This window comes from Neisseria sp. P0024.S006 (genome assembly GCF_051956595.1).
Taxonomy (GTDB): Bacteria; Pseudomonadota; Gammaproteobacteria; order Burkholderiales; family Neisseriaceae; genus Neisseria.
Genome location: NZ_JBQCXH010000001.1, coordinates 416,527 through 442,093, shown reverse-complemented (window position 1 = coordinate 442,093; position 25,567 = coordinate 416,527). Strand labels below are relative to the sequence as shown.

The following is a 25,567-nucleotide window of genomic DNA, read 5'->3' as shown; positions in this document are numbered from 1 at the left end:
CGTTTATTCTCCGATAAAGGTTGCTTTTTCTTCTAAAGTAGTCGGTTTGGAGTCGGCAGAGCCGGTCTCGCGATAGGTAAAGGTAAATTCGATCGGATGGCTGCCTTTGTCGGCATATTCGGGAATGGTAGATACCTGTACCGGGATGGTAACGGTTTCCCGCGGCGCAATTTTAATACCGTTTTCAGGCAGGCCGGTCAGCGCGATTTCATCAAAGCCTTTGACAGTTGCGGTCATCAGTTGTTCGTTTTCACTATTGTTGATAATGCGCAGGTTATAGGCATTTTCCAACCAGCCTTGGCTATTTTCGCGAACCATGACGCCGCGGTCTTTCAAGATATCGACTTCGACCATTTTTCGGGTGGAAATACCGACCAGGAAGGCGATGATGACCACCAGGAGTACTGCGCCATAACCGGCTACGCGCGGACGTTTCAAGCGTTTTTTGATGTCGCTTTCAGGGTATTCGTGTTCCAACGCGCCTTCGGTCGTATAACGGATCAAGCCACGCTCGTAGCCCATTTTATCCATGATTTCGTCACAGGCATCGATACACGCCGCGCAGCCGATACATTGGTATTGCAAACCGTCGCGGATGTCGATACCGACGGGGCAGACTTGCACGCACATGGTGCAGTTGATGCAGTCGCCCAAGCCGCTGTCTTCTTTGTTGGCGGTTTTCTTGCGTGCGCCGCGCGGTTCGCCGCGTTCGGCATCGTAAGAAATAATCAGTGTGTCTTTATCAAACATCGCGCTTTGGAAACGTGCATACGGACACATATGCAGACAAACTTTTTCGCGCATGATGTGGGCGAAGAAGAAGGTCATGAATCCGTAAAACGCTGCGGCAAACATCGCGCCGCCGCCTGCTGCTCCGGTAAACAAATCAGGAACAAACTGGCGGATTGGGACAAACCAGCCTGCAAAAGTAATGCCTGTCCATGCGCAGACAAGGAAAATCAGCAGGTATTTAGTGGCTTTAATGCGAATTTTAGTAAAGTTCCAAGGCGATTTTTCCAGTTTTAGGCGTTTGTTTCTATCGCCTTCGACCAAGTTGTCAATCCACAGCATAATTTCGGTGTAAACCGTTTGCGGGCATGAATAGCCGCACCACAAACGACCGGCAATGGTTGTCCACCAAAACAAGCCGAATGCGCAAATCATCAGCAGCAAGGCAAGGTAGATCAAATCGCCCATGCCCAGCGACAGTCCGAAAATGAAGAAATGACGGTCAGGGATATTGAATAAAACCGCCTGACGGCCGCTCCAGTTGAACCATGGAATAACGTAAAATACAAACTGGGTCGCCAATACGGCGGCGATACGCAGTTTGGCAAAGCGTCCTTCTGCCTTTTTAGGATGGATGCGTTCGCCTTCAGGATGGATTTGAATCACGCTGGATTTGGGTTTGGAAGGTTTGGGCGCAGTGGCTTTTGCTGTTTTTTCTGTTGAGGGTGTGGTGTTTTCAGCTTGGTTTTCTGGTGACATTTCAGTGTTCCTTGATGAAGTGCACACAAGCCTGTTGTCATGGTAGTAGTTTGATGTGAATATTTTCAGACGGCCTTTCGCGTGCATACAAATCATAACATTTGACTCTATTCAAAGCAAAAGAGGGACTTCGTCTTAACAATGGATTCCTTGCGGCCGTTTGATGTAGGGCCGTCTGAAAAGGGCAGTATTCAAAGGTTTACGGTTCAGCTTGTGTACAAACTTATAGTGATTTGCTATTTACACGATAAAAATATATAAAGCACTGTTTCAAAACGAAATAACAGTTAATATCATCTGTCCCGTCCGTTTCGGGCAACCGAGTGGAAACAGGCCGTCTGACAAAGCGAATATCAAAAGCTATCCTTGAAAGCACGGCTGATTCAGGCGATAATCGGTACACCTTTTTTCATATTTCCAATCTTGTCCAAGGAAGGTCAAACCATGTCTCAACTGGCAAACGCAATCCGTTTCCTCTCAGTCGATGCCGTACAGAAAGCAAACTCCGGCCACCCCGGCGCACCTATGGGTATGGCGGAAATGGCGGAAGTATTGTGGACGAAGTTCCTCAACCATAACCCTGCCAACCCGAAATTCTATAACCGTGACCGCTTCATCCTTTCCAACGGCCACGCGTCCATGCTGCTGTACAGCCTGTTGCACCTGACCGGCTACAACGTATCCATCGAAGACTTGAAAAACTTCCGCCAATTGCACAGCAAAACCCCCGGCCACCCCGAATACGGTTACACCGACGGCGTGGAAACCACGACCGGCCCGTTGGGACAAGGTATTGCCAACGCAGTGGGCATGGCTTTGGCCGAAAAAATCTTGGCTGCCGAATTCAATAAAGACGGCTTGAACATCGTTGACCACCACACCTACGTTTTCATGGGCGACGGCTGCATGATGGAAGGCGTGTCGCACGAAGCCTGTTCGCTCGCCGGCACTTTGGGCTTGGGCAAGCTGATTGTTTTATATGATGACAACAATATTTCCATTGACGGTAAAGTGGACGGTTGGTTTACCGAAAACATCCCGCAACGTTTTGAAAGCTACGGCTGGCAGGTGATTCCAAATGTAAACGGTCATGATACCGATGCCATTCAGACGGCCATTGAAGCGGCCAAAGCCGAAACCGGCAAACCGTCCCTCATCTGCTGCAAAACTTTAATCGGCAAAGGCAGCGCCAACAAAGAAGGCAGCCACAAAACCCACGGTGCGCCTTTGGGTGCGGACGAGATCGAAGCCACGCGCAAACATTTGGGTTGGACATATCCTGCGTTTGAAATTCCGCAAGAAATCTATGCCGCATGGAATGCAAAAGAAAAAGGCGCAAAACTTGAAGCCGAATGGAACGAGCTATTCGCCCAATATCAAGCCAAATACCCTGTCGAAGCCGCAGAATTCGTGCGCCGCATGGATAAAAAACTGCCGGACAACTTCGATGCTTACGTTCAAGCCGCATTGAAAGAAGTGTGTGCCAAAGCCGAAACCATCGCCACCCGTAAAGCCAGCCAAAACAGCATCGAAATTCTGGCCAAAGAGCTGCCCGAGCTGGTGGGCGGTTCTGCCGACCTGACCCCGTCCAACTTGACCGACTGGTCAAACAGCGTCTCCGTTACCCGCGAACACGGCGGCAACTATATTCACTACGGCGTACGCGAGTTCGGCATGGGCGCCATCATGAACGGCCTTACCCTGCATGGCGGTGTTAAACCATTCGGCGCGACTTTCCTGATGTTCAGCGAATACGAACGCAACGCCCTGCGTATGGCGGCGCTGATGAAAATCAACCCAGTATTTGTGTTTACCCACGACTCCATCGGTTTGGGTGAAGACGGCCCGACCCACCAACCCATCGAACAAACCGCCACCCTGCGCCTGATTCCAAATATGGATGTATGGCGTCCGTGCGATACCGTTGAATCCTTGGTGGCGTGGTCTGAAGCCGTTAAAGCGGCCGATCATCCGTCCAGCTTGATTTTCAGCCGTCAAAACCTGAAATTCCAAGCACGCAACGAACAGCAACTAAATGACATCAAACGCGGCGGCTACGTCATCAGCGAAGTCCAAGGTAACGCACAGGCCGTCATCATTGCCACCGGTTCTGAAGTTGAATTGGCTCTGGAGGCGCAAAAAGTATTGGCAGAACAAGGTATTACCGTACGCGTTGTTTCCATGCCGTCTACCAATGTATTTGACCGCCAAGATGCTGCCTATAAAGCCGCCGTTCTGCCGGAAGGCTTGCCACGCATAGCCGTAGAAGCCGGACATGCCGACGGTTGGTATAAATACGTCGGTCTGAACGGCGCAGTAGTCGGTATCAATCGCTTCGGCGAGTCTGCACCTGCTGATTTGCTGTTTAAAGAATTCGGCTTTACCGTAGACAATGTGGTTGCTACTGTTAAATCCGTTTTGTAAATCAGATTTTTGATTGAGATAAAAAGGCCGTCTGAAATTTCAGACGGCCTTTTATGTTTCAGTTGGTTAAACAGTTTCTGCTTCAGGTTTGACCTTGCTTTTCTTAAACTTCAACAGGGCTTCTTCTTTTGCCGCATCCCAGTCTATCCGCACAAAGCCGCCTTCGGCGAGTTTGCCGAACAGGAGTTCGTCGGCGAGCGGTTTGCGGATTTTTTCCTGAATCAGGCGGTGCATCGGGCGTGCGCCCATTTTCGGGTCGAAACCTTTTCCCGCCAGATATTTGCGCAATGCCGGCGTGAATTCGGCTTCGACTTTTTTGTCGAGGAGCTGGTGTTCGAGCTGGAGCAGGAATTTGTCCACGACTTTGACGATGACGGGTTCGGATAATGGGGCAAACGGGATAATCGCATCCAAACGGTTGCGGAACTCGGGCGTAAAGAGTTTGTTGATCGCCTGCATTTCGTCGCCGCGTTCGCGTTTGGCGGTAAAGCCGAGGCTGGGTCGGCTGAGGCTTTCCGCGCCTGCGTTGGTGGTCATAATCAGGATGACGTTGCGGAAATCGGCACTCTTACCGTTGTTGTCGGTCAGTTTGCCTGCGTCCATGACTTGCAGGAGGACGTTGAAAATGTCGGGGTGGGCTTTTTCGATTTCGTCCAAGAGTAACACGCAGTGCGGCTGTTTGTTGACGGCTTCGGTTAAAAGGCCGCCTTGTTCAAAGCCGACGTAGCCCGGTGGCGCACCGATGAGACGTGATACGGCATGGCGTTCCATGTATTCGGACATATCAAAGCGTTGCAGCGGTACGCCCATCGAGTAGGCAAGCTGTTTGGCAACTTCGGTTTTGCCGACGCCGGTAGGGCCGGAGAAGAGGAAACTGCCTATCGGTTTGTCGGGCAGGGCAAGGCCGGAGCGCGACATTTTGACGGCGACAACCAGCGCGTCGATGGCGTTTTCCTGACCGTAAACCATGTTTTTCAAATCGCGGCCGAGGAATTGCAGCACTTGTTTGTCGTCGTGCGACACGGTTTTTTCGGGAATCCGCGCGACTTTGGCGATGACGGTTTCGATTTGCGCTTTGCCGATGACTTTTTTCTGTTTGGATTTGGGCAAAATCCGTTGCGCCGCGCCTGCTTCGTCCATTACGTCAATGGCTTTGTCGGGCAGGAAACGTTCGTTGATGTAACGGGCGGAAAGTTCGGCCGCGGCTTCAAGTGCGCCTTGCGTATAGCGCACTTGGTGAAAATCTTCAAACATCGGTTTCAAGCCGCGCAGGATTTGCACGGTTTCGGCGACGGTGGGTTCGACCACGTCGATTTTTTGGAAGCGGCGGCTTAAGGCGTGGTCTTTGTCGAAAATGGTGCGGTATTCGTCGTAGGTGGTCGCGCCGATGCAGCGCAGCGAACCTTTCGCCAGCGCGGGTTTGAGCAGGTTGGACGCGTCCATCGTGCCGCCGCTGGTACTACCCGCGCCGATGATGGTGTGGATTTCGTCGATAAACAAAATGGCGTGCGGGATTTTTTCGAGCTGTTTCAAAACGGATTTGACCCGCGCTTCAAAGTCGCCGCGGTATTTCGTGCCTGCCAAAAGCGAACCCATATCCAGCGCATACACTTCGGCTTCTTTCAGCGCATCGGGAATGTCGCCGTTGACGATTTGATGTGCCAAGCCTTCCGCCAGCGCGGTTTTGCCCACGCCTGCTTCGCCGACTAAAAGCGGATTGTTTTTGCGGCGGCGGCACAGGATTTGTACCAGCCGTTCCATTTCGTGTTTGCGACCAATCAAAGGGTCGATACGGCCGGCTTTGACTTCGGCGTTGAGGTTGACGGTGTAGTCGGAAAGGGAGCCGGTTTTTTGTTCCGCTTCTTCGCCCTCGCGTTCCAGGCCGTCTGAATCATTGCCGTCTTCGTCATCGGGCGAGCCATGGGCAATGCAACGCAAGACTTCAAAGCGCGTAATGGATTGCAATTTGAGGAAATAAACCGCATGGCTTTCGGATTCGCTCATCATGGCAACTAAAATATCCAAAGGCTCTACTGCGGCTTTACCAGCAGACTGGGTATGCACCATCGCCCGTTGGATGACGCGTTGGAAGCCCAATGTTGGCTGGGTTTCGACCGTATCCAGAAGATGATCGGGAATTTGCGGCGTATTTTCTGCAACGCTGGCCGCAAGCTGCTCGGACAGGACTTTTAAATCCGCACCACACAGTTTCAAGACGTTCGGCACAGCCGCATCTTCTTCTATCAGCACCAAAAGCAGGTGTTCCAAGCTGATAAACTCATAACGCGCGTTGCGTGCTTCACGGTAGAGCAGTTGCAGGATGTGTTCCAATTCGGGTGAAAGCATGGTTTAAACCTCTTCGACTATACATTTGAGCGGATGCCCTTCAGCTTTGGCGCGTTCCATGACCTGATGCTGCTTGGTTTGCGCAATATCGCGCGTGTAGGTGCCGCACAGGCCTTTGCCTTCATGGTGCACCAGCAGCATGACGGCCACGGCCTGTTCTTGTGCAAGCATAAAGACTTCGGTCAGGATTTCGACGACAAATTCCATAGTGGTGTAATCGTCGTTCAATAAAAATACGCCGTAACGTTTCGGCGGCTGTGTGTTGATATCGCTGAGCAGGGTATCGGATTGGTGGTCGGTATTCGGATGGTTCATAAGCTTAGATTTCAGTTTTCAGACGGCCTGTTTTAGAGTGCAAACCGTTTTCTGTTGTATTTCGGCCAATTTTTTCTATTTTCCCACTTTTTTGAAAACATAGCTTGACGTTTTGTCTTAACAAATGTAAAAAGACGGTTAAGCAGAAGTTGGCACTCGACCGCGTAATAAAAACGGGGGAGAAACGCTGAACGTTTTAGTTTGCTGTATGCCTTGTTTTGCTGATTTTGTTAATTTTTAAGTATAGGAAGTTTCTAATGGCAACCGGTATCGTAAAATGGTTTAACGACGCTAAAGGTTTTGGTTTCATCACTCCTGACGAAGGTGGCGAAGATTTGTTCGCTCACTTCTCAGCGATCAACATGGAAGGTTTCAAAACCCTGAAAGAAGGCCAACGCGTGTCTTTCGACGTAACCACCGGCCCTAAAGGCAAACAAGCTGCTAACATTCAAGCTGCTTAATCAAATGCGCGGCATAAGCCGTAAAATCATGGCGGGGTTTCCCGCCATTTTTTATGGGCGTTCGGGTTAAAAATTATGAATCCAAATTCATCTTATCAAAATGCTTTAAACCAGTTGGACGAGCTTATCCGTCATTTCCGCAGCGAAGGCGAGGTCAGCTGCGCCGTTGCCGAGCGTGAAGACCAAATCTTGATCCGTCTTGCCGATTTGAAACTGGATTTGCGCCCTGAAGATGAAAAAGCCATTGCCGATATAGACCGCTTTTACCGCCGCCATGTTTTAAGCGAATAAACGTTTCAAAACCGTTTGCCGTTTTATTTTTTAAGCATGCCTGATAAAATAGGCCGTCTGAAAAGTTTGTAAAGAATCAGCACAATGAGTATTGCCAATAATAAAAAAGCCTTTCACGATTTCTTTATCGAAGACCAAATCGAAGCCGGTATAGTATTGGAGGGATGGGAGGTCAAAGCCATCCGCGCTGCACGCGTGCAATTAAAAGAAAGCTATATCTACTGGAAAAAAGACGCATTTTATTTGGTGGGCTGCCACATTACCGCATTGCCCACTGCCTCGACACACGTCAAACCAGATCCTGTCCGTCCGCGTAAGTTGTTGTTGAAACAGTCGGAAATCAATAAGTTAATCGGCAAAACCGAACGCGCCGGTTATACGATTGTGCCCTTAAACCTGCATTACACCCGCGGTAGAATCAAAGTGGAAATCGGTTTGGCCAAGGGTAAGAAACAGCATGACAAACGCCAAAGCCTGAAAGAAGCGGATTGGAAGCGTGAGAAACAGCGTTTGATGAAAAACGTACGTTGATTTTTTCAGACGGCCTTTGCATAAAGGCCGTCTGAATATTTATTGTTTGAACATTTTAAAAGGAAAACAGATGAAAACCATGATTTTAGCGGCGGCTTCAGCAGTATTATTGCTGGGCGCGTGTTCTACGACCGAACAAAGAGTATTGAAACCTGAAGAGCTGACCAGCATCAAACATGTCTGCATCATTCAAAACGCAAAAGTAAGACCGCATGATTTGGATCGTGCTTTGTCCAAAGCTTTGGCAAAACGCGGCATTGGCAGCACGATTGTAACCGCAGACAACCGCGGCAAACTGTATGATTCTTCTTGCCCGTATAATCTGCGTTACAAAACCAAAGGCAATAACGAAATCTTGCGTAAAGGCGTATTTGTGTTGAGAAGCACGAAGTATGCGGTTTCTACGGTCAGCTACTCTTTGAACGATGAAAACCACTTCCGAACCAATCCTGATTTGGTGAAACAGGCCGAAGGCGTTGTGGCAAAATTGTTGGAAAAAAACAGCAAATAAAAGCCAGAATAAAAAACCGGCTTGCCGTGATATGGAGAATATCGGGCAAGCCGGTTTTATTTTCAGACGGCCTTAAATGGATTTGATTTTTTCCCAAAGGGTTTTGACTGTACCTTGATAGTAAGTATCGGAAGTGCAATAGATTGTTTCTAAAGCACATTGTCCTTGAGAGCCGTATTTTTTGATGCACTGGCTCAAGGCAATTTGATGCACGTTTTTGAAGCGCGGAGATGTAATGGCCACTACGTTTTGAGCAGTCAATTTGCCCATGGCTTTAGGGTAGGCAACCGCGATACAGGTATTGTGCAGTGGGACAACCGTTTTGCAGCCTGTTGCTTGGCCTGCGCCGATACCGGCTAAGGCATCTTGGCCTTTGCAGAATGTTTCGAGTTCGGCTGTCGCGTCCAGTTGGGTAGCATTTTCTTTGGTGGTTTTGATTTGCAGCGCTTCATTGCTGTCGGCTGGGTTTTGCCACATGGCCAGGTAGCCGTAAGTATCGGCAGCCAGGGCGGCAGGAGTCAGTGCGCAAAGGATAAGTGTCGTTAGTGTTTTTTTCATGTTTGTTCCCTGTTTGTTGGGTATTTGTTGTCATTATAAAGCAAAAGTACTTATTTGATATAAATTTGCCATTAAAATGAAATTCAGTGTGGCAAGCAGATAATAGGCCGTCTAAAATTTCAGACGGCCTGTTGATGATGTTTCAAAGAATAGAATGTAGCTTAGAGGCTTATACGCTGTGGCGGTCGAGCCAACGTTCGGCATCAAGTGCGGCCTGACAGCCGGAAGCCGCGCTGGTGATGGCTTGACGGTAAGTATGGTCTTTGACGTCGCCTGCTGCCCATACGCCTTCGATATTGGTGGCGCCGACATTGTCGCCGGTGCCGCCTTTGGTTTTCAGGTAGCCGGTTTCATCCATATCAAGTTGGCCTTTGAAGATGTCGGTGTTGGGTTTGTGGCCGATGGCGATGAAGACGCCTTTTACAGCAATTTCTTCAGTGCTGCCGTCATTGTGTTTCAGGCGTGCACCGGTAACGCCACTTTCGTCGCCCAAGATTTCATCGACCGAGCTGTTGAGCTTGAGGATGATTTTACCTTCTTCAACCCGTTGCATCAGTTTGTCCACCATGATTTTTTCGGCGCGGAAGCTGTCGCGGCGGTGAATCAGGGTAACGGTGTTGGCGATATTGGCAAGGTAGAGGGCTTCTTCTACAGCGGTATTGCCACCGCCGACTACGGCAACATCTTGTTTTTTATAGAAGAAACCGTCGCAAGTTGCGCAGGCGGAAACGCCTTTGCCGGCAAAGGTTTCTTCGCTTGGCAAACCTAAATATTTGGCGGATGCGCCGGTGGCAACGATGAGCGCATCGCAGGTGTATTCGCCCATATCGCCTTTGAGGGTAAACGGACGGTTTTGCAAATCGACGGTGTGGATTTGGTCAAAAATCATTTCAGTGCCGAAGCGTTCGGCATGAGCTTGGAAACGGGCCATCAGTTCCGGACCTTGTACGCCTTCTGCGTCGGCAGGCCAGTTGTCCACTTCGGTGGTGGTCATCAGTTGTCCGCCTTGCTCAACGCCGGTAATGATTACAGGGTTAAGGTTGGCGCGGGCGGCATAGACGGCGGCAGTATAGCCGGCAGGGCCGGAGCCGAGGATGATGAGTTTGTGATGGTTGCTCATGATGGTTTCCTTGCTGATAAATGATTGAATTTTGTCGTGTCTACGCTTTCAGACGGCCTAAATTCTACTTGAATCTGCCGCCGTCTGAAATATGTTTGTCGTTTGGGTTTAATGGCTGTCTTTCCATTGATAGTATTTGGAACCGAGGTAAGAGCCGAGTTTGCGCAGGAATGGTTGGGTAATAATGTTGCTGTGGCGCAGTTGCTCGAAAGGTTTCAGACGGCCGTCATCACCCATGATGGCTTCGGCAATTGCCAAGCCGGCAATGCCGGTAATCGCCATGCCGTGTCCGGAATAGCCTTGAGCAAAGAAAACGGTAGGGGCGAGGCGGCCGAAATGTGGAGCGAGGTTGCGCGTAATGTCGCATTCGCCGCCCCAAGAATGCTCGATTCTGACATCGGCAAGTTGTGGGAAAACTTTCAACATGTCTTGGCGGACGAGTTCGGTCATGCGGTCTGGATCGTCGATAAACTCGTTGTCTTTGCCGCCAAAGAGCAGGCGGCCGTCGGCGCTGAGGCGGTAGTAGTCGAGGACGTGGCGGTTGTCGCAGATGGCCATATTGTTGCGGATCAGGTCTTTGGCACGCTCGCCCAGAGGCTCGGTGGCGATGATAAAGGTGCTGACTGCAATGGCTTTTTGTTCTAATACTTTGAATTTCGGGTGTAAACCGGCATAAGTATTGACGGCATAAACGAGGTTTTTGCACTCAACGCTGCCATTGGGTGTATGAACCAACCAGCCGTTATCGCATGGCTCGATACGCGTCATCGGGGATTGCTCAAAAAGTTGCGCACCTGCATCGGCTGCCGCTTTGGCAATGCCTAGGGTGTAATTGAGCGGGTGCAAGTGGCCGGATAAAGGATCAAATTGCGCGCCTTGATACCTATCGCTGGCAAGTTGTTGCTTCAGCGTGGCTTTATCCCAAAGCTGGTAATGGCTTGCGCCATAATGTTTTTGGGCGTGTTCGTGCCATTGTTGCAATTCTTCCCAATGCTGAGGATGGACGGCGACGGTCGCATAGCCGCGTTGCCAATCGCATTGGATATTGTGTTTTTGAATGCGCGAGTCAACCAGTTCAACGGCTTGCAGGGATTGCTGCCAGAACCATTGGGCCTGTTCTAAGCCGACTTGTTTTTCGATCTCTTCCATACCGCAGGCAAAATCACTGATGACTTGTCCTCCACTTCGGCCTGATGCGCCGAAACCGATACGTGCGGCTTCGAGTACGATGACTTCATGGCCGTTTTCGGCAAGCGGTAGGGCGGTGCATAAACCGGTCAAGCCGCCGCCGATAACGCAGGTTTCAGTTTTCAGACGGCCTTCGAGCGTCGGATAAGACGGATGGGGATTGGCTGTGCTGACATAGTAGGAAGGAAGGTATTCTTTGAAGCTGGGATTGATCATGATTTGGGCTTTAGGTTGGTTTTCACTTCATTGAAAACAGGTTTTCAGACGGCCTGGAATATGGGCTTAAGTTCAGGCCGTCTGAAAGGATAAAATGCGGTTAATAAAACAGGCTGTTCCGGCACTTTATCGGACAGCCTGTCTGCATATTAGGCGGCTTTCTCGGCTGCCAGTTTTTCTTGGCGGTAGGCTTCGGCAGCCTCGCGTTCCCGTTTGGTTGCCTGACGCATCATCCAGTAGTTGACGACAATCACCAGCGTACCGATGATACCGATCAGGATGGTTGCCAAAACGTTCATCTGAGGGTCAAGGCCGAGTTTGATTTTGGAGAAAATTACTTGCGGCAATGTCGATGAACCCGGGCCTGACAGGAAGGAGGTAATCACCAAGTCGTCCAAAGACAGGGTAATGCCCAAGAGGAAGCCGGAAGCAATCGCAGGGGCAATCAACGGCAGGGTAATCACGAAGAAAATCTTCAGCGGACGGGCACCCAAGTCCATAGCAGCCTCTTCCAAGGATTGATCCAATTCCACCAAGCGCGAGCGGATAACGACGGTAATGTACGCCATGCAAAGCGTGGTGTGGCCGAGGAAGATGGTGAAGAAGCCACGATCGAAGTAGAGCGATTGCAACAATTCACTGCCTTGCAGGAACATTTGTACCTGAATAATCAACAGCAGCATGGACAAACCGGTAATCACATCAGGCATCACCATAGGTGCGGAAATCATACCGGCAAACAGGGTGCTGCCGCGGAAGCGTTTAATCCGTGCCATAGCGTAGCCTGCCAATGTGCCGAGTACCACGGCGGCAAGCGAGGAAACGATGGCGATACGCAATGACAGCCAGGCCGCTTCCAAGATGGTGTCGTTTTCCATTAATGCGCCGTACCATTTGGTCGAGAAACCGCCCCAAACGGTAACCAGTTTGGATTCATTGAAAGAATAGATGACCAAAACCACCAGCGGAATATAGAGGAATGCCAGCGAGAGCAGGAGCATCAGTTTCAAGAACCAGGATAATTTGGTTTTCTGCATTATTTGCCTCCTTCTTCCAATTCGCGGTTTTCATAGTGTTGGAACAGGGCAATCGGTACAACCAACAGGGCAACCATGACGACGGCGACGGCAGAAGCCAGCGGCCAGTTGTTTTGGTCGAAGAATGCCTGCCACAATACTTTACCGATCATCAGGTTTTCAGAACCGCCCACCAATTCAGGAATCACAAATTCACCGACAGCCGGAACGAAGACCAGCATAGAGCCTGCAATGATGCCGGTTTTGGACAAAGGCAGGGTAATGGTAAAGAAGGATTTGATCGGACCCGCACCCAAGTCGGAAGCGGCTTCGAGCAGACGGTTGTCCAGTTTTACCAATTGTGTGTACAGCGGCAAAATCATAAACGGCAGATAGGCGTAAACCATCACCAAATTCAGCGAAAACGCATTGTAGAACAAGTCTAAAGGCTCGCTGATGATTCCGTATTTGATCAAGAAATTGTTGATGATGCCGTTGTGACCCAATAAGCCCATCCATGCGTAAACACGCAGCAGGAAAGAGGTCCAGAAAGGCAGCATGATTGCCAACAGCAGGCCGTTACGCGCAGCCGGATTGGCGCGTGAAATGGCATAAGCGGTGGGATAACCGATCAACAGGCAGATGATGGTCGTCGTCAGCGCCGTCTTAATCGAAGACCAGTAGGTCATCAGATAGATATTGCTGTTTTCACTGTCGCCAAACGGATTGAGCGTATTCCAAAAGTTTTGGAAAATGTCGGCGTAGTTTTGATAGCTGATGGCAATGTTCAGACGGCCTAAGTCTTCATCAATCGTTGTCAACGGCGTAAATGGCGGAATGGCAATTTCTTGTTCGGCAAAGCTGATTTTCAATACGATGGCGAACGGAATCAGAAACAGAATCAAAAGCCAAATATACGGCACGGCAATCACTGCACGCTGGCCGGGGCGGCGGAACAGTTTGTTTTTCAGTTTTTTAAGGTTCATTGCATTTCCCTCAAATTAACTGAACAGAGGTGTCGGTTGGTTTTCAGGCCAGCTGATGTAGACAGTCTCGTCCCAAGTCGGCGGCGTAATGTTACGCACATACCAATAAGGTGCGGGAACTTGGCTCTTAACAACACGGCCGTTGGCAAGTTTGATGTGGTAAATCGCAAAGCTGCCTAGATAGGCAATTTCTTTGACTGTACCTTGGGCCCAGTTGTGCGCGCCCAAGTGTTCCGGTTTCTCTTTGTGCAAATCAATATCTTCAGGACGAATACTGATCCAAATTTCATGGTCGTTCGGAACGCCCAAGCCGTGGTCGATGCGGACGTGGTTTTCCAAGCCGTCACATTTGACGATGGAGAAATCGGCGCGGTCGTCAATAACGACGCCGTCAAAAATATTGGTTTCGCCGATAAATTCAGCGGTAAAGCGACTGTTAGGGTAGTCGTACACGTCGCTAGGCGTACCGACTTGACGCAATTGGCCGTCGGACATAATGGCGATACGGGTCGCCATCGTCATCGCTTCTTCTTGGTCGTGGGTAACCATGATGCAGGTTACACCGACTTGTTCCAGCGTGTTGACCAATTCCAGTTGGGTTTGTTGGCGTAGTTTTTTATCGAGTGCGCCCAAAGGTTCGTCAAGCAGCAGGATTTTCGGACGTTTTGCCAGGCTGCGCGCCAAAGCGATACGTTGTTGCTGGCCGCCGGAAAGTTGGTGCGGCTTGCGTTTGGCGTATTTGGTCATTTGCACCAGGCGCAACATTTCTTCGACGCGGGCGTCGATTTCGCCTTTAGGCATTTTGTCTTGTTTCAGACCGAAAGCGATGTTTTGTTCAACACTCATGTGCGGGAACAGGGCATAGCTTTGGAACATCATGTTGATTGGGCGCTCATACGGGGCAAGCTTGGTAATGTCTTGACCGTCGAGAATGATTTTGCCCTGATTGGGGCTTTCCATGCCTGCCAACATGCGCAGCAGTGTGGATTTGCCACTGCCTGAGCTGCCCAAAAGGGCGAAGATTTCGTGTTGATAGATGTCCAAGTCGATGTTATCGACAGCGTAATTGTCACCAAACTTTTTCACCAAGCCTTGGATTTGCAAATAAGGTTTGGCTGAAGACGCAGTGGTTGCGGTCATAATGGCAATACTCCAAAAAGAAAGACGAGTACCGGCAAAACGGATTTTCGAATGGGTGATAAAAAGCTGTTTGATTGCTGGCGGGAGTCGGACGGAGGCCGTCTGAAACTCTTGTAAAGCGCACGGGCAGCGTGAATAGAAAGCAGTTTAAGCCTCAGCTTTTGCTCTCGGCAAACTCAATATTATATTAGCCTAAGCCTCATAGGGGCAATATGAAAATGCTTGTGGCGGCTGATTTGAAACAAATAGGAAAGGAAAGGCAGGCAGGGGAACAGGATAGCGAAAATGGGTAACGTTGTTTTTCTGCACAAAAGGATTTAATTTATATTCAAATGTCTTAAAAAATAATTCAATATAGAATAAAATACGCAAATTGCATTAATTTTAATAAAGTCGTGCGGATTGCGTTTTATGCGGGCAAGATGGTTTTGTTCTAAATAAAAACTAAATCCGCTATATGAATAAAAAGGGAAAACATGAGCATTAAAGAATGGCCCGAGGGGGAGCGGCCGCGTGAGAAGCTGTTGGAGCGCGGCGCGGCGGCGTTGAGTGATGCGGAGTTGCTGGCGATTTTATTGCGTGTCGGAACGCGCGGCATGAGCGCGGTTGATTTGGCGCGTTATTTGTTGAGCGAGTTCGGCAGTTTGGGAAAGCTGATGAGTGCGGATGCCAAAACACTTTCTGCTTGCAAGGGCATGGGTTTGGCGAGCTATACTCAGTTTGCCGTAGTCAAAGAAATCGGACGGCGGATTTTGGGTGAGGATTTGCAGGAGCAGATGGTGTTGTCAAACCCGAAATCGGTTGCGGATTATCTGCGCCTGCATCTTGGGCATGAAAAAATCGAGGTCAGCGTTGCCTTGCTGCTCAACCGTCAAAATCAATTGATTGCGGTACGGGAATTGTCGCGTGGTACGGTGGCGGAAAACACGGTTTATATTCGTGAAATCGTCAAATTGGCATTGGATGAATACGCCGACAGTTTGATTTTGGCGCACAATCATCCGGGCAGCTCGGCAAGGCCGTCTGAATCTGATGTGCAGTTTACAGAGCGTTTGAAACAGGCTTTAAGTTTGGTGGATATTACGCTCTTAGACCATTTTATCGTAACGGCAAAAGAAACCTGCTCTTTGCGCGAACAGGGCTATATGTAAGGATGAATGTTCAGACGGCCTTGGTAAGATGGGTTGCTTTACCGAGGCCGTCTGAAGGATTATTGCGTTACTTTATCGGAGGACTCTTCCTTATAGATGATTTCTTCCGATTTTGGCTTTTCTTTGCTCTTTTCTTTTTCTTTGTCCTTGTCTTTTTTGCCGTCAGGAATGGCGGCATCAATCACTGCTCCCGTTCCTTTGACAACCAATTTTCCGGCAGTCAGGACGGTTGTGGCAGCCAAATCGACAGCTGCGCCTACAACGCAGCCGTTAAGCGTCAGGCAAAGGGCAAGTGTCGGAAGCAGGCGTTTTGTACATCTCAATGGCTGCATCCGCAGTGTCCTTCGTGATGATGGCCGCATCCGAGTGCTTCTTGCCAAGCATCATCGTCGCCGTCAAATTCTTCGACTTCGTCAAATTCGCCGTTTTCTACCATGCTTACCAGCTCTTCCAGGCTTTCTGCGCCTTCTACCCAAAAGCAGGGAATATCGGGCGGTGTATCGGGGGCAAGCAGGGCGGCTTGTTGGTCGTGCCAAGCAATCCAATAGCCGTTTTGCGTTTGTACGAATACGGCATCGGGATGGATGGTTTCGTTTTCAGTATTGACCAGCATTCTGGCGGCGATATCGGTTTGAAAAGGTAAGGTTTGCATGATGGTTTGAGAATGTGGGAAAAGAAAGTATTGTAACATGGCAAAAACAAACGCACCGTCTGAGTCAGGCGGTGCGTTTGTGTCTCGGCAACTTGGGTGCGGACGGTTTAGGGTGTCGGCCGCACCGGAAATATCATTCCGTTCAGATTATTTGTTGTCGTTGTTTGCCAAAACAAAGCGGTAAATAGCCGCGCCCACTGCTGCGCCGGCAATAGGGGCCAACCAGAACAACCACAGTTGTTCAACAGCCCAGCCGCCTTGGAACAAGGCAACACCGGTAGAACGTGCAGGGTTGACGGAAGTATTGGTCACAGGAATGCTGATCAAGTGAATCAGGGTTAGACCCAGGCCGATGGCAATAGGGGCGAAGCCGGCCGGAGCCAGTTTATCGGTAGAGCCCATGATGATGATCAGGAAGAATGCGGTCAGGACGAATTCGATCAGCAACGCGGCCATCATGTCGTAACCGTTAGGAGAGTGTTCGCCGAAACCGTTGCTGGCAAAGCCGGAAGCAACAGCATCAAAACCGGTTTTACCGGAAGCAATCAGATACAGAACGCCTGCAGCGGCAATCGCACCGATAACTTGGGATACGATGTAAGGCAACAAGTCTTTACCGTTGAAACGGCCGCCGATGAAGAGGCCGACGGAAACGGCAGGGTTGAAGTGGCCGCCGGAAATATGGCCGACGGCGTAAGCCATGGTCAGTACGGTCAAGCCGAACGCCAAGGCGACACCGGCAAAGCCAATGCCGAGTTCAGGGTAGGCTGCTGCCAATACTGCGCTGCCGCAGCCGCCGAATACCAGCCAGAAAGTGCCGAAAAATTCTGCAAAATATTTTTTCATTTGTTTTTCCTCGTAAAGGTTGGGGTGTTGCCGAGGGCATGAATCATAATAATATTGTTTCTAATCGAAAAACGGATTTACCTGTTTTTTCCGGTCTTGACAAAAGGCCGTCTGAAAATGGTGACAAACGGGTAAAAATATGCATTTTGTAGGTCGAGTTTGGTTGATTGAACCTTGTTTTTTGTGAAGCAAATGCCGTCAATGTAAAAGCATTTAGATTTGTAAGAAATGTTGTTTATAGATTACTTATTTGCTTGTTTATTTGATTGGAATTGCTGAACCATATCTGATTTAAAAAGGCCGTCTGAAAAGTTTTCAGACGGCCTTGATTTAAGCAAGGATAAATTAATCCAGATGGTCGCTGCTTTGCGCCAAGATGGTGCGGTTGCCGTTGTTTTCCGCCGAGGAAACAATACCGTCGGCTTCCATTTGGTCAATCAGGCGGGCGGCTCGGTTGTAGCCGATGCGCAGTTGGCGTTGGATATTGGAAATGCTGGCTTTACGCGATTTCAAGACAACGGAAACGGCTTCGTCATACATGGGGTCGAGGTCGCTGTCGTTGCTGCGGCTGGTGCCGGTAAAGTCTTCGGTCGAACCGCTGCTTAAAATATCGTCGATATAATCGGGTGCGCCAAATTGTTTCAGGTATTCCACTACACGGTGTACTTCGTTGTCGGAAGCGAATGCGCCGTGTACACGTTGCGGATAGCCAGTGCCGGGCGGAAGGAACAGCATATCGCCTTGGCCGAGCAGGTTTTCCGCACCCATTTGGTCAAGAATCGTGCGGCTGTCAATTTTGCTGGACACTTGGAAGGCAATGCGTGTCGGAATATTGGCTTTAATCAGGCCGGTGATGACATCCACGCTTGGGCGTTGGGTGGCAAGAATCAAATGGATGCCGGCTGCGCGGGCTTTTTGGGCAAGGCGGGCAATCAGTTCTTCAATTTTCTTACCGGCGGTCATCATCAGGTCGGCAAATTCATCTACGACGACCACGATAAACGGCAGTTTTTCCAATGACTCAGGATCTTCAGGCGTGAGGCTGAATGGGCTGCCGATTTTTTCACCACGCGCGGCGGCTTCGGCAATTTTTTGGTTGAAACCGGCAAGGTTGCGCACGCCCATAAAGCTCATCAGGCGGTAGCGTTTTTCCATTTCGTTGACGCACCAGTTCAGCGCGTTTGCAGCCAGCTTCATATCGGTCACGACAGGGGCGAGCAGGTGCGGAATGCCTTCGTAAATGCTCAGTTCCAGCATTTTCGGGTCAATCATAATCATGCGCACGTCTTCCGGCGTTGCTTTGAAGAGCATGGACAGAATCATGGCGTTCACGCCTACGGATTTACCCGAACCGGTCGTACCGGCAACCAGCAGATGCGGCGCTTTGGCCAAGTCGGTGACGACAGGCTGGCCGGTGATGTCTTGGCCGAGCGCGAGGGTCAGTTTGGATTTGGACTCGGTAAACGCGGGCGAATTGAAGATTTCGCTCAGGCGGATCATTTGGCGTTTCGGATTAGGCAATTCCAAGCCCATGCAGGTTTTGCCTGGGATGGTTTCCACCACGCGGATGGAAGCCACGCCAAGCGAGCGCGCCAAGTCTTTTTCAAGGTTCAAAACGGCACTGCCGCGTACACCGACATCAGGCTCAATCTCGTAGCGCGTAATGACCGGGCCGGAATAGGAGTCCATCACTTTGACTTTAACTTTGAACTCGGCCAGTTTTTCTTCGATGGTAATGCTGTTTTCCAACAACTGTTCTTCAGTTTGCGAGGCGCTTGGGTCAAACTGCGGCGGCAGGAGCAGGGCAGTGGTCGGTAGAAGCGCATCGGTCAGTGTTGCCGAAGTTGGAATCGCTACGCTTGGCGTATTTTCTTGAACGCTGGGTTCTACGCTTTGAACAGGCGTTTCAACGACTGTCTGAGTATATTCAGACGGCCTTGTGATTGTTTCAGCAGGTTCAACAGGTTCAATTGTTTCAACCGCTTGAATCGCTTCTGTTTCCGCTTGTACAGGCGCTTCCGGCTCACCATCGAATTCTGTTTCTTCTTCCGCAGATTCGCTGATTAAATAATCGCGGATACTGCGTTCAGGCTGATTGCTGACATGCGCATTGACTTGTGCATCAAAAATCGGCACTTGGATTTTATGTTCGAAAGCAGGCGGCTCGGGGATATCGATCGGCGAAATCGAGGTTTGGAAAACGGGGGGCTCGGGAATATCGGTTTTCGCCATAGGGACGACCGGTACGGCAGGTGGCTCGACTACGGTTGCGTTTGGTGCGGCAGGTCGGGAGATATAAGGGGATTTTTTAACAGACGCAGCCGGTTTTGGACGGGACGGCGTTGCCGGTGTGGCAGGTTGTGGTGCAACAGCTTCCGTGGCAGCTTGTTTACGCGCCCATCTTTCGGCGGCCGCTTTGGTATGGCGAACTTGACGGCGCAAGCTGGCAGGACGGCTGATTTGTCCCAAGTTGGCCAGAATTTCGTCATTTTCGATGGTGCGCGGAGAGTAGTCGCGCAATGGGGCGACGGCCGCGGCCAGTTTGTGGCGAGCGGCGGTACGGCGGGCAAGGTTGTCGTGAATATCTTCCGCTTGGATTTCAGAAGGAAAAGCCTGCATGGAAGTATAGGGGAGTATGGCTTCTTTTTCGGCAGTTCTTAAGGCCGTCTGAACGGTTTCGATATGCGGCGCATGGGCTTCAGCCACGCGGACATTATTGGCGCGCGCCAAGGCACGTTCGCGTGTGCGGCGTAAAACAGGATCGTTGTAGTCGATGATTTCCATGCCGGTCATCGGCAGGGATGAAGCGCGCAACAATGGGGTCTCGACTTCGTCTTTGTAAATCGGCGCATTTTTTTCGGCCAAATGCTCGTTCCATTCTTCAATCGCTGCTTCATGCAGGGAACGGGTGGCTTCTTCTAATGTGATTTCTTCAAAATTGCTGTTTTGCACCAAAGACGGGCTATATTCGGGCGTTTCCATTTGTGCAAACGGCGTGATTTTGGGAATACGTTCCGGCTTGGCAGATTTGCGGGTTTTAGGCGCAACTTTGATTTCTTCCTCGATCGCTGCGATGTGTTCCGGCTCTTCGGCAACGGACTCTGCTGCGTGCTCTTCGTATGTTTCGGCGTGTTGCGTTTTATTGTGTTCGAGCGCGGAAAGCAGGCGGATGCGGGCGATTTTATGGTTGTCGGCGGTGCGCTTGTTCATGCTGAACAAACGTTTCAGACTGTCCAGTTGGCTGGCAAAACCGACCGGGCTGTCTTCTTCGTTGATTTCTTCTTCATCGCCACTGAGTCGAGCCAATTCTTGGCGCCACTTTTGCTCTTGTTTCTGGCGCCACCAGAACAAGCCGGCTATGGCGGCCAGCAGAATTAAAGCCAATATTGTCCAAAGCATGCGTCCATCCCCTTAATTAAACGGCAAAGTCCGTTATTCTAACGCTTTTTTCGGGTAAACAAAACCAGCCGAAACAAGCTTTAACGGCAAAGGCAGACAGGATTGTCAAAGCTGTGGCTTGAGGCGCGTATAATAGGCCGTCTGAACATTTTGCGGATGAGATGATGATTTTTCAAAACGGATGGTTTCCCGTTGGTGTCGTGATGGCGGCATGGCCTGTATTGCTGGTGATTTTTGCTTTGTGTGCAAAGCAGGCATGGGTGTCGGTATCGCAGCATCGTTCCGCATTTTTGTTGGCTGCCGTGATGTTGCCGCTGGCTTGGAGTTTGAATGCCTCTCCGGAAAGCGGACAACTGGCCGGCATGAGCTATCATTTGCTTGCTTTAAACCTGACGGCTTTAATGCTGGGTACCTCTGTCGCATTCTGCGTCGGCGTTTTGCTGTTTTTTCCATATTTGTGGCTTTGGGGCGATTGGCATATGTTCCCCATCAACGCCTTGTCCGTATTGCTTCCGCCTTTGTTGGTGAACTTGGGTTTCCGCCATTGGGTGTCGCGTTTGCCTGCCAATATCTTTATCTTTATTTTTCTGAATGGTTTTTGGGCTGCGGCGGTCGGCATGGTGTTTACCGGCGTGGTTTTGGTCGGTTTGTTGGACTGGGCGGATGTATTTGATACGACAGTATTGTGGAAAACCGCTTTTCCTGTTTTCTTCTTAATCGCTTGGGCGGAGGCATTTTTGAGCGGTATTTCAACAGCCATTTTTATCGCGCTCAAGCCGCAATGGATTTGTACTTTTGATGACGGCAGGTATTTGAAATCCGCGCCTAAGATTTGGCAATAAGATATGAAGACATCTTTGTGTGGTTTTCAGACGGCCTTATGACCGGATGGCCTGTTTTTGAATTGAATTTTTAACTTGTTATGTTTGCTTATATTTTTCCCATTGTTTGCGGTGCCGCTGTCGGGGCTGTATTGCGTTGGTTGTTTGGCTTGGTGCTGGTGTCTTCGGCGCCTTTTTCTATCGGTACATTGGCGGCAAACTGGCTGGGCGCGCTGCTGATCGGCGTATTGGCAGAACTCTTAACCGATCCGCAATGGCGTTTGCTTTGGATTACCGGATTTCTCGGCAGTTTGACCACATTTTCAGGTTTTTCAGTGGAGATGGTGGGTTTGATGCAGGCGCAACGCTGGGGTATGGCTTTGATGGCAACCTGTCTGCATGTTTTCGGTTCGTTTGGTTTGACGGCGCTAGGGATTAAATTGGCGCAGATTTGGAAGTAAGCAAAAATAACAGGGTGCAAAATTGCACCCTGTTATTTTTTATAGGTATTCAATCAATGCCAATAGGTAAACAGACGGTTTCTTGGCAATAGGTTTTGCCGGACTCGCTTAAGTGTGCCGGTTTGTAGGCGGCAAAGGTGTAGGTTAGGTCTGCGCGGAATGTGTCGGGATCGGCTTCGGCGGTGTCGCAGTTGAGGCCGGTGGGAATATCGAGGGCGACTTTCAGGCCGTCTGAATGATTGAGTTGGCGGCAGAGGGCGGCGATTTCGGTTGGAAGTGCGCCGCTGAAGCCTGTGCCGAATATGCCTTCGATAATGATGTCGTAACCTTTTTTCAGACGGCCTTCCAGTTCTTGTGCGGGTATCAATTCAATATGGGGCAAACCGTTGAGGCGTTCGCGATTGGTTTGAGCCAAAGGGGAGAGGTTTTCTCCGAGTGAAAACAGAATATCGATATGCCAACCTTGCGCCTGCATATATCTTGCCATGACTAGGCTGTCGCCGCCATTGTTGCCTTTGCCGCAAACGATCAGGGCGCGTCCGGCTTGAGGATGACGCTGCATGAGGTCTCGGGCGGCAGAGCTGCCGGCGTTTTCCATCAGTTGGTCGAAGCTTGTGCCTTTATCGACGGCAGCTTGTTCGCGTTCGCGCATTTGGGCGGCGGTATAGACTTTCATGATCGGCTCTCTTTGCAGGAAGTTATTTGTCGGCGGTATTCATCAGGCGCAAGGCTTTCAGACGGCCTATTTCTTTTTGATATTCCACCAGCCCGATAAATGTGCCGTCTCGGTTGTACACACGGATGGGCTGCTCGGTGGAAATGTTTTCGGTGAACTGGGGACGTTGGCCGTGTTTGAGCATGGTAACGGCGTAGTCGTTTAGCTCAAGTTTGGGGAAATGTTGCACCAAAACATCGCAAGGCAGCAGCAGGGCATCGCGTTCGGCTTCATCCAATTTTGCCAAGGCTTCGAGCGTGTGGCTTTGGGCAATGGTAAAACCGGCGGTTTCGGTACGGCGAAGGGCGGTCAGGTGGGCGAATGTGCCGATGTGTTTGGCGATGTCTTCGCTGAGGGTGCGGATATAAGTACCCTTGCTGCAACGTACGTCTATCACGGCTTTGGGTGCATCAAATTCAGTGATATCAATGGAGTAAATCGTAATATCGCGCGCTTTGCGTTCGATAACGATGCCCTTGCGTGCGTATTCGTACAGCGGCTTGCCTTCGTGTTTGAGGGCGGAAAACATGGGTGGAACTTGGCGGATATCGCCCGTTAAGGCTTGGCAGGCCGTCTGAAATTCGGACAATGAAATATCGGCGTGTGCGGTGGCGATGATTTCGCCTTCGGCATCGCCTGTGCTGCTGGCTTCGCCCAGTTTCAGCGTGGCCGTATAGGCTTTGTCGGCATCAATCAGGTATTGGGCAAACTTGGTCGCTTCGCCGAAACAAACGGGCAAAAGCCCTGTGGCCAAAGGATCGAGTACGCCGGTATGCCCGGCTTTTTCAGCACGGAACAAACGCCGCGCTTTTTGCAGGGCGGTGTTGCTGGAAAGGCCTTCGGGTTTGTCGAGGAGAAAAACGCCGTTGACCGGGCGTTTGGTGGGTTTGGTTGTCATATCGGGTAGGGGGTAATGTTCAGGCCGTCTGAAAGCATTCAGACGGCCTGTGTGTTTTAATCAATCAGTCTTCAACCGGTTTTTCCGCCGCCACTTGGTCGATCAGGCTGGAAATGCTCATGCCGCGTTCGAGTGATTCGTCGTATTTGAAGTGCAGCTCAGGCGTTTTGAAGAGTTTGATGCGTTTGGCCAATTCGCTGCGCAAATGGCCTTTGGCGTGTTCCAAAGCTTCTTCGGTGATGTCGCGCGTGCTGTCGTCGAGGACGGTGTAGAACACGGTCGCGTGGCTGTAATCGCGGGTAACTTCGACTTCGTTGATGGTGATGAAGCCTGCGCGCGGATCTTTCAGGCCGGTGCGGACGAGTTCAGCCAGTTCGCGCATGATTTGTTCTTTGACACGGTCTTGGCGGGCGTAGCCGCGTTGGGGTTTTCTCATGGTTTTCCTTGATGTATGGCAGGCTGTCGTTTCAGACGGCCTGCGGTTTGGATTTTGAACAGCTGCCTATTATAACGGAGCGCGGTTTATTGTGCTTGAACCGAGAAAGGCATATCGATTTTTTGCCATTGCGCGCTTTCGTAGTCCAGCGCATCGGCGATGAGGGGGTGTTGCTCCAGCCATTGGGCGTTGATGCGCAAGATGAAGCTGTGGTTGCTTTCATCTATGCGAAGCTGGGTTTGCGGCGGCAAATCAAGCGGCAGGCGTGAGCGGCAGAAGAGGGCGGCCAGACGCAGGGATAATACGGCACACCACATGATTTCGTTGTCGCCGATAATATCCGCCATTTTCTTGAGGTCACCGCGATGGCCGATAACCAGTTGCGCCAAAATGGTTTGCTCTTTGCGTGAGAAGCCCGGCATATCGGCGTTTTCGAGAATATAGGCGGAGTGTTTGTGATAACCGGTATGGGCAATATCCAAACCGATTTCATGCAGACGGCCTGCGCGGCTGAGGTATTGGTTCCACAGGGCAAGTTCTTGAACGGTTACGTTTTTGGCGTGGCACAGGCTGTTCATGAAGGCTTGCGCGGTATCGGCAACGCGTTTGGCTTGGTTGAGGCTGACGTGGTAGCGTTTTTGGAACTCGGCCGTTGTCTGTTCGCGCATATCGACATTGAGGCTGCGGCCGATTAAGTCGTAGAACACGCCGTCGCGGAGGGCGGCTTCGGTAACGGTCATTTTGGTCAGCGAGAGTTCGTCGAAGGCGGCCATCATCACGGCCAATCCGCCCGCAAAAACTTCGACGCGTTCAGGTTTGAGATTTTCAAATTTGGCTTTTTTAACTGAACCGGCTTCGATAATCCTATCGGCAAGATAACGCATGCCTTGGGCGGTAATGTCGGCTTCCTGCGGCAATTCGGCCGCCAAAACGTCGCGTATGGATTTGGCCGAACCGGACGTGCCGATGGCGAAATCCCAACCGGTGCGCTTCATCAGTTTGCTGATGCGTTGGATTTCGATACGCGCGGCGGAAACGGCGGATTGGAAATCTTTGGCGGTAATTTTGTTTTGGAAAAAGCGCATGCTGTACGTTACGCAGCCCAGAGGCAGGCTTTCTGTGGTCAGCGGTTGCAAATCCGAGCCGATGACAAATTCGGTCGAACCGCCGCCGATGTCGATAACCAGCATTTTATCGCCTTTGGGCGGCAGGGTATGCACTACGCCGGTGTAAATCAGACGCGCTTCTTCGCGGCCAGCAATGACTTCGATGGGAAAACCCAGCGCCGCTTCGGCACGGGGCAGAAATTGGGCGATGTTTTTGGCGACGCGGAAAGTGTTGGTGGCCACCACGCGCACGTTTTCAGGTTGGAATCCGCGCAGGCGTTCGCCGAATTTTGCCAAACATTCCAAGGCTTGTTCTTGAGAGGCTTCGCTCAGGTTTTTTTGTTCGTCCAAGCCGGCGGCAAAGCGTACCATTTGTTTGAAGGAGTCGATGACTTTCAGCTGGCCGTTGTTGTTTTCACAAATTTGCAGGCGGAAACTGTTGGAACCCAAATCGACGGAGGCTAAAACGTTGGCGGGAGTGGTGGTCATAA

General features: G+C 50.6%; 25 protein-coding genes. 8 read left to right on the top strand and 17 right to left on the bottom strand.

The annotated features are described in order from the left end of the window. Positions 1–3: 3 nt before the first annotated feature. Positions 4–1,488, bottom strand: a complete 1,485-nt coding sequence (ccoG, locus tag ACTHUF_RS02120; protein ID WP_315094270.1) for a cytochrome c oxidase accessory protein CcoG — start codon at positions 1,486–1,488, stop codon at positions 4–6. A gap of 444 nt (positions 1,489–1,932) precedes the next feature. Between ccoG and tkt the strand changes: the two genes are divergently transcribed. Beyond that, on the top strand, positions 1,933–3,912 hold the full coding sequence (tkt, locus tag ACTHUF_RS02115) for a transketolase (RefSeq protein WP_440406885.1): 1,980 nt from the start codon (positions 1,933–1,935) through the stop codon (positions 3,910–3,912). Between the two features lie 66 nt (positions 3,913–3,978). Here the strand turns inward: tkt and clpA are convergent, their stop codons facing one another. Together clpA and clpS are read right to left on the bottom strand one after the other, a co-directional pair. Further along, positions 3,979–6,258 carry an ATP-dependent Clp protease ATP-binding subunit ClpA gene (clpA, locus tag ACTHUF_RS02110; RefSeq protein WP_440406883.1) on the bottom strand — a complete coding sequence of 760 codons (2,280 nt, stop codon included), beginning with the start codon at positions 6,256–6,258 and terminating at the stop codon, positions 3,979–3,981. A gap of 3 nt (positions 6,259–6,261) precedes the next feature. Then, positions 6,262–6,573 (bottom strand): ATP-dependent Clp protease adapter ClpS, encoded by a 312-nt coding sequence (gene clpS / locus ACTHUF_RS02105; RefSeq protein WP_003679561.1) that lies wholly within the window; start codon positions 6,571–6,573, stop codon positions 6,262–6,264. 257 nt (positions 6,574–6,830) lie between these two features. Between clpS and ACTHUF_RS02100 the strand changes: the two genes are divergently transcribed. The 4 genes from ACTHUF_RS02100 to ACTHUF_RS02085 all read left to right on the top strand — a co-directional run bounded on the left by ACTHUF_RS02100 (position 6,831) and on the right by ACTHUF_RS02085 (position 8,367). Further along, positions 6,831–7,034, top strand: a complete 204-nt coding sequence (locus ACTHUF_RS02100) for a cold-shock protein (RefSeq protein ID WP_002217533.1) — start codon at positions 6,831–6,833, stop codon at positions 7,032–7,034. 75 nt (positions 7,035–7,109) lie between these two features. Continuing rightward, the gene (locus ACTHUF_RS02095; protein WP_003746135.1) at positions 7,110–7,325 is read left to right on the top strand and encodes a hypothetical protein; all 216 of its coding nucleotides are present in this window, start codon (positions 7,110–7,112) and stop codon (positions 7,323–7,325) included. Between the two features lie 84 nt (positions 7,326–7,409). Beyond that, positions 7,410–7,856 (top strand): SsrA-binding protein SmpB, encoded by a 447-nt coding sequence (gene smpB / locus ACTHUF_RS02090; RefSeq protein ID WP_003679566.1) that lies wholly within the window; start codon positions 7,410–7,412, stop codon positions 7,854–7,856. Between the two features lie 70 nt (positions 7,857–7,926). Further along, complete coding sequence (locus ACTHUF_RS02085) at positions 7,927–8,367, top strand: hypothetical protein (RefSeq protein WP_003682952.1); 441 nt, start codon at positions 7,927–7,929, stop codon at positions 8,365–8,367. A gap of 72 nt (positions 8,368–8,439) precedes the next feature. Here ACTHUF_RS02085 and ACTHUF_RS02080 read toward each other — a convergent pair whose 3' ends face one another. The 6 genes from ACTHUF_RS02080 to ACTHUF_RS02055 form a co-directional block, all read right to left on the bottom strand. After that, positions 8,440–8,925, bottom strand: a complete 486-nt coding sequence (locus ACTHUF_RS02080; protein ID WP_315094277.1) for a DUF4189 domain-containing protein — start codon at positions 8,923–8,925, stop codon at positions 8,440–8,442. Between the two features lie 169 nt (positions 8,926–9,094). Beyond that, positions 9,095–10,045: a thioredoxin-disulfide reductase gene (trxB, locus tag ACTHUF_RS02075; RefSeq protein ID WP_003746139.1), complete on the bottom strand. Its 951-nt coding sequence runs from the start codon at positions 10,043–10,045 to the stop codon at positions 9,095–9,097. A gap of 108 nt (positions 10,046–10,153) precedes the next feature. Continuing rightward, positions 10,154–11,449, bottom strand: a complete 1,296-nt coding sequence (locus ACTHUF_RS02070) for an FAD-binding oxidoreductase (protein ID WP_315094280.1) — start codon at positions 11,447–11,449, stop codon at positions 10,154–10,156. Between the two features lie 149 nt (positions 11,450–11,598). Next, a complete protein-coding gene (locus ACTHUF_RS02065) occupies positions 11,599–12,486 on the bottom strand; it encodes an ABC transporter permease subunit (RefSeq protein ID WP_285071445.1) in 888 nt (295 codons plus the stop codon). Then, on the bottom strand, positions 12,486–13,451 hold the full coding sequence (locus ACTHUF_RS02060; protein WP_003746146.1) for an ABC transporter permease subunit: 966 nt from the start codon (positions 13,449–13,451) through the stop codon (positions 12,486–12,488). Before ACTHUF_RS02060 ends, ACTHUF_RS02065 begins: the two co-directional genes overlap by 1 nt. 15 nt (positions 13,452–13,466) lie before the next feature. Beyond that, positions 13,467–14,591 carry an ABC transporter ATP-binding protein gene (locus ACTHUF_RS02055; RefSeq protein WP_003746147.1) on the bottom strand — a complete coding sequence of 375 codons (1,125 nt, stop codon included), beginning with the start codon at positions 14,589–14,591 and terminating at the stop codon, positions 13,467–13,469. 476 nt (positions 14,592–15,067) lie between these two features. On the opposite strand from ACTHUF_RS02055, the gene radC reads away from it, so the two are divergent. Further along, positions 15,068–15,742 (top strand): RadC family protein, encoded by a 675-nt coding sequence (gene radC, locus ACTHUF_RS02050; RefSeq protein WP_315094283.1) that lies wholly within the window; start codon positions 15,068–15,070, stop codon positions 15,740–15,742. Positions 15,743–15,801: 59 nt separating this feature from the next. On the opposite strand, the gene ACTHUF_RS02045 is transcribed toward radC, so the two are convergent. The 4 genes from ACTHUF_RS02045 to ACTHUF_RS02030 form a co-directional block, all read right to left on the bottom strand. Further along, complete coding sequence (locus tag ACTHUF_RS02045; protein ID WP_315094285.1) at positions 15,802–16,074, bottom strand: NF038104 family lipoprotein; 273 nt, start codon at positions 16,072–16,074, stop codon at positions 15,802–15,804. After that, entirely contained in the window at positions 16,062–16,394 is a 333-nt protein-coding gene (locus ACTHUF_RS02040) for a hypothetical protein (protein ID WP_004520787.1), read from the bottom strand. Before ACTHUF_RS02040 ends, ACTHUF_RS02045 begins: the two co-directional genes overlap by 13 nt. A gap of 147 nt (positions 16,395–16,541) precedes the next feature. Beyond that, on the bottom strand, positions 16,542–17,240 hold the full coding sequence (aqpZ, locus tag ACTHUF_RS02035; protein WP_070838274.1) for an aquaporin Z: 699 nt from the start codon (positions 17,238–17,240) through the stop codon (positions 16,542–16,544). A gap of 345 nt (positions 17,241–17,585) precedes the next feature. Further along, the gene (locus tag ACTHUF_RS02030) at positions 17,586–20,639 is read right to left on the bottom strand and encodes a DNA translocase FtsK (RefSeq protein ID WP_440406879.1); all 3,054 of its coding nucleotides are present in this window, start codon (positions 20,637–20,639) and stop codon (positions 17,586–17,588) included. Between the two features lie 164 nt (positions 20,640–20,803). Between ACTHUF_RS02030 and ACTHUF_RS02025 the strand changes: the two genes are divergently transcribed. Beyond that, positions 20,804–21,481, top strand: a complete 678-nt coding sequence (locus ACTHUF_RS02025; protein ID WP_314596103.1) for an energy-coupling factor ABC transporter permease — start codon at positions 20,804–20,806, stop codon at positions 21,479–21,481. A gap of 80 nt (positions 21,482–21,561) precedes the next feature. Then, a complete protein-coding gene (locus ACTHUF_RS02020) occupies positions 21,562–21,921 on the top strand; it encodes a CrcB family protein (RefSeq protein WP_003679592.1) in 360 nt (119 codons plus the stop codon). 49 nt (positions 21,922–21,970) lie between these two features. On the opposite strand, the gene ACTHUF_RS02015 is transcribed toward ACTHUF_RS02020, so the two are convergent. The 4 genes from ACTHUF_RS02015 to ppx form a co-directional block, all read right to left on the bottom strand. Further along, on the bottom strand, positions 21,971–22,597 hold the full coding sequence (locus ACTHUF_RS02015) for an NAD(P)H-hydrate epimerase (protein WP_315094291.1): 627 nt from the start codon (positions 22,595–22,597) through the stop codon (positions 21,971–21,973). A 22-nt stretch (positions 22,598–22,619) separates the two neighbouring features. Next, positions 22,620–23,534: a tRNA pseudouridine(55) synthase TruB gene (truB, locus tag ACTHUF_RS02010; protein WP_315094293.1), complete on the bottom strand. Its 915-nt coding sequence runs from the start codon at positions 23,532–23,534 to the stop codon at positions 22,620–22,622. A 64-nt stretch (positions 23,535–23,598) separates the two neighbouring features. Next, positions 23,599–23,970, bottom strand: coding sequence for a 30S ribosome-binding factor RbfA (gene rbfA / locus ACTHUF_RS02005; RefSeq protein WP_003685554.1), 372 nt, complete (start codon positions 23,968–23,970; stop codon positions 23,599–23,601). An 86-nt stretch (positions 23,971–24,056) separates the two neighbouring features. Then, the gene (ppx, locus tag ACTHUF_RS02000) at positions 24,057–25,565 is read right to left on the bottom strand and encodes an exopolyphosphatase (protein ID WP_440406876.1); all 1,509 of its coding nucleotides are present in this window, start codon (positions 25,563–25,565) and stop codon (positions 24,057–24,059) included. Between the last annotated feature and the right edge of the window lie 2 nt (positions 25,566–25,567).

Excerpts from the sequence above, each read along its gene's own strand:
- ACTHUF_RS02030 (WP_440406879.1), bottom strand. The coding sequence starts at position 20,639 with ATGCTTTGGACAATATTGGCTTTAATTCTGCTGGCCGCCATAGCCGGC.
- ccoG (WP_315094270.1), bottom strand. The coding sequence starts at position 1,488 with ATGTCACCAGAAAACCAAGCTGAAAACACCACACCCTCAACAGAAAAA.
- ppx (WP_440406876.1), bottom strand. The coding sequence starts at position 25,565 with ATGACCACCACTCCCGCCAACGTTTTAGCCTCCGTCGATTTGGGTTCC.
- ACTHUF_RS02015 (WP_315094291.1), bottom strand. The coding sequence starts at position 22,597 with ATGAAAGTCTATACCGCCGCCCAAATGCGCGAACGCGAACAAGCTGCC.
- ACTHUF_RS02025 (WP_314596103.1), top strand. The coding sequence starts at position 20,804 with ATGATTTTTCAAAACGGATGGTTTCCCGTTGGTGTCGTGATGGCGGCA.
- ACTHUF_RS02040 (WP_004520787.1), bottom strand. The coding sequence starts at position 16,394 with ATGCAAACCTTACCTTTTCAAACCGATATCGCCGCCAGAATGCTGGTC.
- ACTHUF_RS02065 (WP_285071445.1), bottom strand. The coding sequence starts at position 12,486 with ATGCAGAAAACCAAATTATCCTGGTTCTTGAAACTGATGCTCCTGCTC.
- ACTHUF_RS02070 (WP_315094280.1), bottom strand. The coding sequence starts at position 11,449 with ATGATCAATCCCAGCTTCAAAGAATACCTTCCTTCCTACTATGTCAGC.
- clpS (WP_003679561.1), bottom strand. The coding sequence starts at position 6,573 with ATGAACCATCCGAATACCGACCACCAATCCGATACCCTGCTCAGCGAT.
- tkt (WP_440406885.1), top strand. The coding sequence starts at position 1,933 with ATGTCTCAACTGGCAAACGCAATCCGTTTCCTCTCAGTCGATGCCGTA.
- ACTHUF_RS02055 (WP_003746147.1), bottom strand. The coding sequence starts at position 14,591 with ATGACCGCAACCACTGCGTCTTCAGCCAAACCTTATTTGCAAATCCAA.
- truB (WP_315094293.1), bottom strand. The coding sequence starts at position 23,534 with ATGACAACCAAACCCACCAAACGCCCGGTCAACGGCGTTTTTCTCCTC.
- ACTHUF_RS02020 (WP_003679592.1), top strand. The coding sequence starts at position 21,562 with ATGTTTGCTTATATTTTTCCCATTGTTTGCGGTGCCGCTGTCGGGGCT.
- ACTHUF_RS02100 (WP_002217533.1), top strand. The coding sequence starts at position 6,831 with ATGGCAACCGGTATCGTAAAATGGTTTAACGACGCTAAAGGTTTTGGT.
- aqpZ (WP_070838274.1), bottom strand. The coding sequence starts at position 17,240 with ATGAAAAAATATTTTGCAGAATTTTTCGGCACTTTCTGGCTGGTATTC.
- trxB (WP_003746139.1), bottom strand. The coding sequence starts at position 10,045 with ATGAGCAACCATCACAAACTCATCATCCTCGGCTCCGGCCCTGCCGGC.
- ACTHUF_RS02085 (WP_003682952.1), top strand. The coding sequence starts at position 7,927 with ATGAAAACCATGATTTTAGCGGCGGCTTCAGCAGTATTATTGCTGGGC.
- ACTHUF_RS02045 (WP_315094285.1), bottom strand. The coding sequence starts at position 16,074 with ATGCAGCCATTGAGATGTACAAAACGCCTGCTTCCGACACTTGCCCTT.
- rbfA (WP_003685554.1), bottom strand. The coding sequence starts at position 23,970 with ATGAGAAAACCCCAACGCGGCTACGCCCGCCAAGACCGTGTCAAAGAA.
- smpB (WP_003679566.1), top strand. The coding sequence starts at position 7,410 with ATGAGTATTGCCAATAATAAAAAAGCCTTTCACGATTTCTTTATCGAA.
- ACTHUF_RS02095 (WP_003746135.1), top strand. The coding sequence starts at position 7,110 with ATGAATCCAAATTCATCTTATCAAAATGCTTTAAACCAGTTGGACGAG.
- ACTHUF_RS02080 (WP_315094277.1), bottom strand. The coding sequence starts at position 8,925 with ATGAAAAAAACACTAACGACACTTATCCTTTGCGCACTGACTCCTGCC.
- radC (WP_315094283.1), top strand. The coding sequence starts at position 15,068 with ATGAGCATTAAAGAATGGCCCGAGGGGGAGCGGCCGCGTGAGAAGCTG.
- clpA (WP_440406883.1), bottom strand. The coding sequence starts at position 6,258 with ATGCTTTCACCCGAATTGGAACACATCCTGCAACTGCTCTACCGTGAA.
- ACTHUF_RS02060 (WP_003746146.1), bottom strand. The coding sequence starts at position 13,451 with ATGAACCTTAAAAAACTGAAAAACAAACTGTTCCGCCGCCCCGGCCAG.